7 protein-coding genes are annotated in these 7,145 nt (G+C 60.5%); 1 reads left to right on the top strand and 6 read right to left on the bottom strand.

What is annotated here, in order from left to right:
• Positions 1–173: 173 nt before the first annotated feature.
• The 6 genes from BFP89_RS19135 to dadA all read right to left on the bottom strand — a co-directional run bounded on the left by BFP89_RS19135 (position 174) and on the right by dadA (position 6,270).
• The gene (locus tag BFP89_RS19135) at positions 174–2,096 is read right to left on the bottom strand and encodes an acetyl-CoA hydrolase/transferase C-terminal domain-containing protein (RefSeq protein ID WP_065886960.1); all 1,923 of its coding nucleotides are present in this window, start codon (positions 2,094–2,096) and stop codon (positions 174–176) included.
• A 134-nt stretch (positions 2,097–2,230) separates the two neighbouring features.
• Positions 2,231–2,647, bottom strand: coding sequence for a c-type cytochrome (locus BFP89_RS19130; protein ID WP_065886959.1), 417 nt, complete (start codon positions 2,645–2,647; stop codon positions 2,231–2,233).
• Positions 2,648–2,827: 180 nt separating this feature from the next.
• Positions 2,828–3,376: a cupin domain-containing protein gene (locus BFP89_RS19125; RefSeq protein ID WP_065886958.1), complete on the bottom strand. Its 549-nt coding sequence runs from the start codon at positions 3,374–3,376 to the stop codon at positions 2,828–2,830.
• Positions 3,377–3,492: 116 nt separating this feature from the next.
• Positions 3,493–4,566 (bottom strand): alanine racemase, encoded by a 1,074-nt coding sequence (gene alr / locus BFP89_RS19120; RefSeq protein WP_065886957.1) that lies wholly within the window; start codon positions 4,564–4,566, stop codon positions 3,493–3,495.
• 77 nt (positions 4,567–4,643) lie between these two features.
• Positions 4,644–4,997 carry a RidA family protein gene (locus tag BFP89_RS19115; protein WP_065886956.1) on the bottom strand — a complete coding sequence of 118 codons (354 nt, stop codon included), beginning with the start codon at positions 4,995–4,997 and terminating at the stop codon, positions 4,644–4,646.
• A complete protein-coding gene (gene dadA / locus BFP89_RS19110) occupies positions 4,969–6,270 on the bottom strand; it encodes a D-amino acid dehydrogenase (protein WP_065886955.1) in 1,302 nt (433 codons plus the stop codon). Before dadA ends, BFP89_RS19115 begins: the two co-directional genes overlap by 29 nt.
• Positions 6,271–6,426: 156 nt before the next feature.
• On the opposite strand from dadA, the gene BFP89_RS19105 reads away from it, so the two are divergent.
• The gene (locus BFP89_RS19105) at positions 6,427–6,915 is read left to right on the top strand and encodes an Lrp/AsnC ligand binding domain-containing protein (RefSeq protein WP_065886954.1); all 489 of its coding nucleotides are present in this window, start codon (positions 6,427–6,429) and stop codon (positions 6,913–6,915) included.
• Positions 6,916–7,145: the final 230 nt, after the last annotated feature.

Below are 7,145 nucleotides of genomic sequence, written 5' to 3'. Positions count from 1 at the left end.
ATTCAAGCCTGCGTTCGGCCAGCGTGGTTTAACGGGGCGCCTAAGATCAAAAGCAGATCAAGATCAAGAGCGACTCGCTTCGCATCGTGGTTACGATTGAGCGCTACAGAGTTGTGTAGATACCTATGGTCATCGGGGGCAAGCCCCCTCCCACATTTGCTCTCTATTGCCTGTCAGTGTGCGGTGGCCTGGAGGCCAGCGAGTAACAGGCGCTGGTACAGGTCTTCCTTGAATCCCTCCGGCTGATCCAACCGCATCCGCTTGAGGTGCTCGGGAAACGCCTCCGGCTCCGGGGCATCCAGCGCCGCCTTGCCCAGTTCCAGCATCTCCGTGAGCTTGAATTTGCTCTTGAGCCAGTTCAGCGCCCGCAGCAGGTCCCGCTCCTCGTCCGTAAAGTCACTGCCCAACGGGTACTCCGGGAACAGGCGTCGGTGCCTGGCCTGAATCGCCTGGAGCCGTTGCGGTGTGTTGTCGGCAAAACGCGGGTCCAGCTTGAAATCCTTGGGCAGCTTGCCGGCCTTTTGCGCCTGCTCGATCAAATCGTCCTGGAAGCGCGAGTCAGTGATATTGAGCAACGCTTCAATCACCTTGGCATCCGTCTGCCCCCGCAAGTCGGCAATGCCGTACTCGGTAATGACGATATCGCGCAGGTGCCGGGGAATGGTGCAATGGCCATATTCCCAGACGATATTGGAACTGACCTCTCCCCCCGACTCGCGCCAGCTGCGCAGGATCAGGATCGAACGCGCATCCTCCAGCGCGTGGCCCTGGGCAACGAAGTTGTACTGCCCGCCCACGCCACTGAGCACGCGGCCATCTTCCAACTGGTCGGCCACACCGGCACCGAGCAACGTCACCATGATCGCACTGTTGACGAATCGTGCGTCCTGGCGCTGCAAACGCTTGAGTTCTTCCTGGCCGTACAGCTCGTTGATATAGCTGATGCGGGTCATGTTGAATTGCAGCCGCTTGGCGTGGCTCATCTCCTGCAAGCGCTGGTAGAAACTGCGCGGGCCAAGGAAGAAACCGCCATGGATGGAGATGCCATCGGGCTGCGCCGCATCGTCGAGCAGTCCGGCATTGGCTTGCTCCTGGGTCGCCACATCCGGGTACACCTTGCGCCGGATGATGCCGGCATCCGCCAGCACCAGCATGCCGTTGACGAACATTTCGCTGCAACCATAAAGGCCCCGTGCGAACGGATCGACGCCACCCTCACGACTGATCAAGGGCGCCCACTGGTACACATCCAGGTCGGTCAGCAGCAATCGATAGGCTTCGTTGTCGGCCTGGCGCGCCAGCAAGGCGGCGGTCAGCGCATCGCCCATGGAGCCGATGCCGATCTGCAAGGTGCCGCCATCGCGAACCAGGGTGCTGGCATGCAGCCCGATAAAATGGTCTTGGAACCCCACCGGCATGTTGGGCGTGGAAAACAGCGTGGTGCTGTCTTTTTCGTCGAGCAGGTAGTCGAATGCGTCCATGCCCAATTCCGCATCGCCGGGCATGTAGGGCAATTCAGTGTGGACCTGGCCAACCACCAGAATGGTTTCCCCGGCTTCGCGGCGCTTGGCGATCATGGGGAGCAGGTCGAGGGTGATATCCGGGTTGCAGCTCAGGCTCAGGCGGTCGGGATGCTCGGCGCTGCTGGCAACCAGTTGCGCCACCAGGTTCAGGCCGGCGGCATTGATATCACGGGCGGCATGGCTGTAGTTGCTGCTGACATAATCCTGCTGCGCCGAGTCGCTGTGGAGCAGGCTGCCGGGCTGCATGAAGAACTGTTGCACGCGGATATTCGTCGGCAGGCTGCCCTTGTGCAGATCAGCGAGGAAATCCAGTTCGGGATAATCGCCAAACACGCGCTCGATAAAAGGTTCGAGAAAGCGCTTCTGCAACCCGTCCCCCAGGGACGGGCGACCCAGGCTCAGCGCGGTGTAGATGGTCAGCGCCCGCTCGGGCAACTTGGCGATGCGCCGGTACAGCGCATTGACGAACAGGTTAGGCTTGCCCAACCCCAGCGGCATGCCCATGTGGATATGCGCCGGCAACCGCGCCAGTACGTCGTCAACTGCTTGCTCGATTGAACACAACTGCACCATCCGACCCTCCTGAACATTCCATGATTAGGGCTTGGACAGAGAGTGGCGGGTCTTTGCTGCAAAGAACAGTGTTGAAACACAAATCCGGGGCACAAAAAAGCCGCCCGTAAGCGGCTGTTTTGACGAAGATCGGTTTATTTCAAGCCGGACATCTTCTCGATCGCACCCTTTAGCTCATCATCCGAGCAATCGGCGCAGGTGCCTTTAGGCGGCATGGCATTGATGCCGGTGATGGCCTTGGCAAGCAGCCCATCGAGGCCGCCCTGCTCTTTGGCGCGTTTACCCCAGTCAGCCGCATCGCCGATTTTCGGCGCACTCAGCAGGCCAGTGCCATGGCATGCGTTGCAATGTTTGGCGATCACTTCATCCGGCGTCTTGGCACCGCCGCCGCCACCCGCCGCCACAGCAACCTCCATGCCCTTGCATTCCTGACCCTGGACACACACCTGGCCCACAGGCTCCAGGCGCTTGGCGATGTCATCGTTGGTCGCAGCCTGGGCGCTGACAGCCCACAGGGCCAGTACGGTTGCTGGTGCAGCCAGCATTTTCATAATTAGGTTCACGCGTTCACCCTCAATGGTGGCTATTCACGCCTGCGGCCACGGTTTCGCAGGCGGCGAAAGTATAGCGGTTAGCCCGCCCGGCCGAAACAACCCTATTAAATAAAGGGAGATTCAGCCTCACGGTTACAGCTGCGCGAACCCTGCAACGCTGGCAGGGCGCCTTCTGTTTTAAAAGTTCGCGGGTGTGGCTGCGCTGATTAGTCGCGCCGGCACGTCGAACGGATTGCGAAAACGATGGGGCTTGGTACTTTCAAAGTAGTAGCTATCGCCCGCTTCGAGCACAAAAGTTTCAAGACCGACCACCAGTTCCAGGCGCCCTTCCACCAGGATTCCGGTTTCTTCGCCTTCATGGGTGAGCATTTCTTCGCCCGTGTCGGCGCCTGGCGGGTAGATTTCATTGAGGAACGCGATTGCCCGGCTCGGGTGCGCTCGGCCTACCAGCTTCATGGTCACGGCACCGTCGGAGATGTCGATCAGCTCATTGGCTTTATAGACGACCTGCGTGGGTATTTCCTGGAGGATCTCTTCGGAAAAGAATTCCACCATGGACATGGGGATGCCGCCCAGTACCTTGCGCAGGGAACTGATCGAGGGGCTGACGCTGTTTTTCTCGATCATCGAAATGGTGCTGTTGGTGACGCCCGCGCGCTTGGCAAGCTCGCGCTGGGAAAGACCTTTGAGTTTACGGATGGATTGCAGTCGTTCGCCGACGTCCAATGCAGGTGCCTCCTGGGATTCAGGCTTTGTTGTAATTGAGCGTTATCATGGCGACAGCGTTCAGTATTTACAACACTTGGGCCTAAATCCTGGGCAGCGGCGTTCGTACCTGGCGATCAAGCGCCCAAATAGAGCCTTGGCACCCGGCGCAGGTTGCAGAAAAGCTGATAGGGGATGGTTTCAGCCGCGGTCGCGACGTCGCTGGCGAGGATATTCTTGCCCCACAACTCCACCGTGGAACCCAGCCCCGCCTGCGGCACATCCGTCAGGTCGACGCACAGCATGTCCATGGACACCCGGCCCAGCAACTGGCTGCGCTGGCCCGCGACCAGCACCGGTGTGCCCGTGGGCGCGTGGCGCGGGTAGCCGTCGGCATACCCCATGGCCACCACGCCGATACGCATCGCTTTGGGCGTGATGAACCTGGCCCCGTAACCCACCGGCTCTCCCGCCGGTAGTTCACGTACGCAAATGATTTTCGACTCCAGGGTCATCACCGGCTGCAAACGCGCGGCGATAGCCTGGTCATCGCCAAAAGGCGTGGCGCCGTAGAGCATGATGCCAGGGCGCACCCAGTCGCTGGGCACACTCGGCCAACCCAGTACGGACGGGGAATTACGCAGGCTGACTTCAGCCGCCAGACCCTGGCGCGCCGCTTCGAATACCGCCACTTGTTCGCTGCTGCTTGCGCAATCGAGCTCATCGGCACGGGCGAAATGGCTCATCAATACGATCTTCGCGACCTTGCCACTGGCCAGCAGACGCTTGTACGCCTCCTGGAAATCCTTGGGGTGCAGGCCGACTCGGTGCATGCCCGAGTCGAGCTTGAGCCAGATGGTCAGCGGCTTGCCCAGCGTGGCCTGCTCGATCGCCTCCAGTTGCCACAATGAATGCACCACGCACCACAGGTCCTGCTCGATGATCAGCGCCAGCTCGTCGGCTTCGAAAAAACCTTCCAGCAACAGTACCGGTGCACGTATCCCGGCGGCGCGCAGCTCCAGGGCCTCCTCGATGCACGCCACCGCAAACCCATCGGCCTCGGCTTCCAGCGCCTGGGCCACGCGCACCGCGCCATGGCCGTAGGCGTCCGCCTTGATCACGGCGAGGGCCTTGGCCCCGCTGACTTCGCGGGCCAATTGGTAGTTGTGACGCAGGGCTTGGAGGTCGATCAGGGCACGGGCAGGACGCATGGCGGCAGGCTTCTAGGCGGCAGAGTGAAGAAAACCGGTGCCGACCGACAACATCGGCACCGCAAGAGGGATGTGTATTAAGGCAGCGCAGCCACGACGGACAGCTCTACCAGGATATTCGGCTCACACAGTTTGGCTTCAACCGTGGCGCGGGCCGGGGCGACACCTTTTGGCAACCACTTGTCCCACACCGCGTTCATACCGGCGAAATCGGCATCGATGTCTTTCAAATAGATCGTCACCGACAGCAAGCGGGTCTTGTCGGTGCCGGCCAGGTCCAGCAAACGCTCGATGTTGACCAGGGTTTCACGGGTCTGCTGCTCAATGCCGGCATTCATGTCGTCGCCCACTTGGCCCGCCAGGTACAGGGTACCGTTGTGAACCACGATCTGGCTCATGCGTTCATTGGTGAGCTGGCGCTGGATGGACATGTTTTGCGGACTCCTGGTGATTGCCGTAACGGGAGATATCGAGGCCTTCGGCGCTGATCTGCGGGGTTTTCTTCGCCATCAGGTCGGCCAGCAAACGTCCGGAGCCGCATGCCATGGTCCAGCCGAGGGTGCCGTGGCCGGTATTCAGGAACAGGTTCCTGAACGGAGTGCCACCGACAATCGGTGTGCCATCGGGTGTGGTCGGGCGCAGGCCGGTCCAGAAACTGGCTTGGGCCAGATCGCCGCCCTGAGGATAAAGGTCGTTGACGATCATCTCCAGGGTTTCACGCCGACGCGGGTTGAGCGAAAGGTCAAAACCGGCTATTTCAGCCATGCCGCCGACGCGAATGCGGTTGTCGAAACGGGTGATCGCGACTTTGTAGGTTTCGTCCAGGATGGTCGAGGTTGGCGCCATCGCCGGGTTGGTGATCGGCACGGTCAGCGAGTAGCCCTTGAGCGGGTACACGGGCGCCTTGATCCCCAGCGGCTTGAGCAACTTGGGCGAATAACTGCCCAGCGCCAGCACGTAGCGGTCGGCAGTCTCCAACTTGCCATCGATCCACACGCCGTTAACGCGGTCGCCGGCGAAATCGAGGCGCTGGATGTCTTGTTCGAAACGGAACTCAACGCCCAACTGCTTGCACATGTCGGCCAGGCGCGTGGTGAACATCTGGCAATCGCCCGTCTGGTCGTTGGGCAGGCGCAGGGCACCGGCGAGAATGTCGGTGACGTTGGCCAGGGCCGGCTCGACCCGGGCGATGCCGGCACGGTCGAGCAATTCGAAAGGCACGCCGGATTCGCGCAATACGGCGATGTCCTTGGCCGCACCATCAAGCTGGGCCTGGGTGCGGAACAGTTGAGTCGTCCCCAGGCTGCGCCCTTCGTAGGCAATCCCGGTTTCAGCGCGCAGTTCGTCAAGGCAGTCGCGGCTGTACTCGGAGAGGCGAACCATGCGCTCCTTGTTCACCGCATATCGGTTGGCGGTGCAATTGCGCAGCATCTGCGCCATCCACAGGTATTGGTCGATATCGGCGGTGGCCTTGATCGCCAGTGGCGCATGGCGTTGCAGCAGCCACTTGATCGCCTTGAGCGGCACGCCCGGCGCGGCCCATGGCGACGCATAGCCTGGAGACACCTGGCCGGCGTTGGCGAAACTGGTCTCCATGGCGGCGGCGGGTTGACGGTCGACCACGACGACCTCAAAGCCGGCCCGAGCCAAATAGTAGGCACTGGTCACGCCAATGACGCCGCTACCCAAGACCAGAACGCGCATTTTTATATCCTCATCACGGGCTGAGCCGCTGACGTGTGTTATTCGAGCAATGATGGGCGCAGTGTAAAAAACAATCACCAGTGCATTTCACTATATAAATGCCTATATTTGGCGACAATTCTCGGCAAAAATGCTTTTCACAGAGGCGTATCCCCTATGCGTACCAACACTCAGACCAAGCGGGAGCTGGACAAGATCGACCGCAACATCCTGCGCATCCTGCAAAGCGATGGGCGCATTTCGTTCACGGAGCTGGGCGAGAAGGTCGGGCTGTCGACGACGCCCTGTACCGAGCGAGTCCGGCGCCTGGAACGCGAAGGGATCATCATGGGCTACAACGCACGGCTCAATCCGCAGCATTTGAAAGGGAGTTTGCTGGTATTTGTCGAGATCAGCCTGGATTACAAGTCCGGCGACACGTTTGAAGAGTTCCGCCGCGCGGTGCTCAAACTGCCGCATGTGCTGGAGTGTCACCTGGTGTCCGGAGACTTCGACTACCTGGTGAAAGCGCGGATTTCCGAGATGGCCTCGTACCGCAAATTACTCGGCGATATTCTGCTCAAACTGCCCCACGTGCGCGAATCCAAGAGCTACATCGTGATGGAAGAGGTGAAGGAAAGCCTGAACCTGCCGATCCCTGACTGACTCACTGGCACAACGCTTTCAAATGTGGGAGGGGCTTGCTCCCGATGAGCATAGGTATCTACAACTCTGTAGCGCCCAAACGTAACCACGATGCGAAGCGAGTCGCTCTTGATCTTAGGCGCCCCGTTAAACCACTCTGGCCGAACGCAGGCTTGAATCCGTGGGTAACCCGGCAGGACGCCGGGTTAGCCGCCCCGCGCCATGGATGGCGCGTGGCGGCGGCCCACGGA

Source organism: Pseudomonas sp. 31 R 17 (genome assembly GCF_900004915.1).
GTDB classification, from domain to species: Bacteria; Pseudomonadota; Gammaproteobacteria; order Pseudomonadales; family Pseudomonadaceae; genus Aquipseudomonas; species Aquipseudomonas orientalis_A.
Note: the sequence above shows the minus strand (reverse complement) of the source record. Positions and strands in the feature narration are given on the sequence as shown.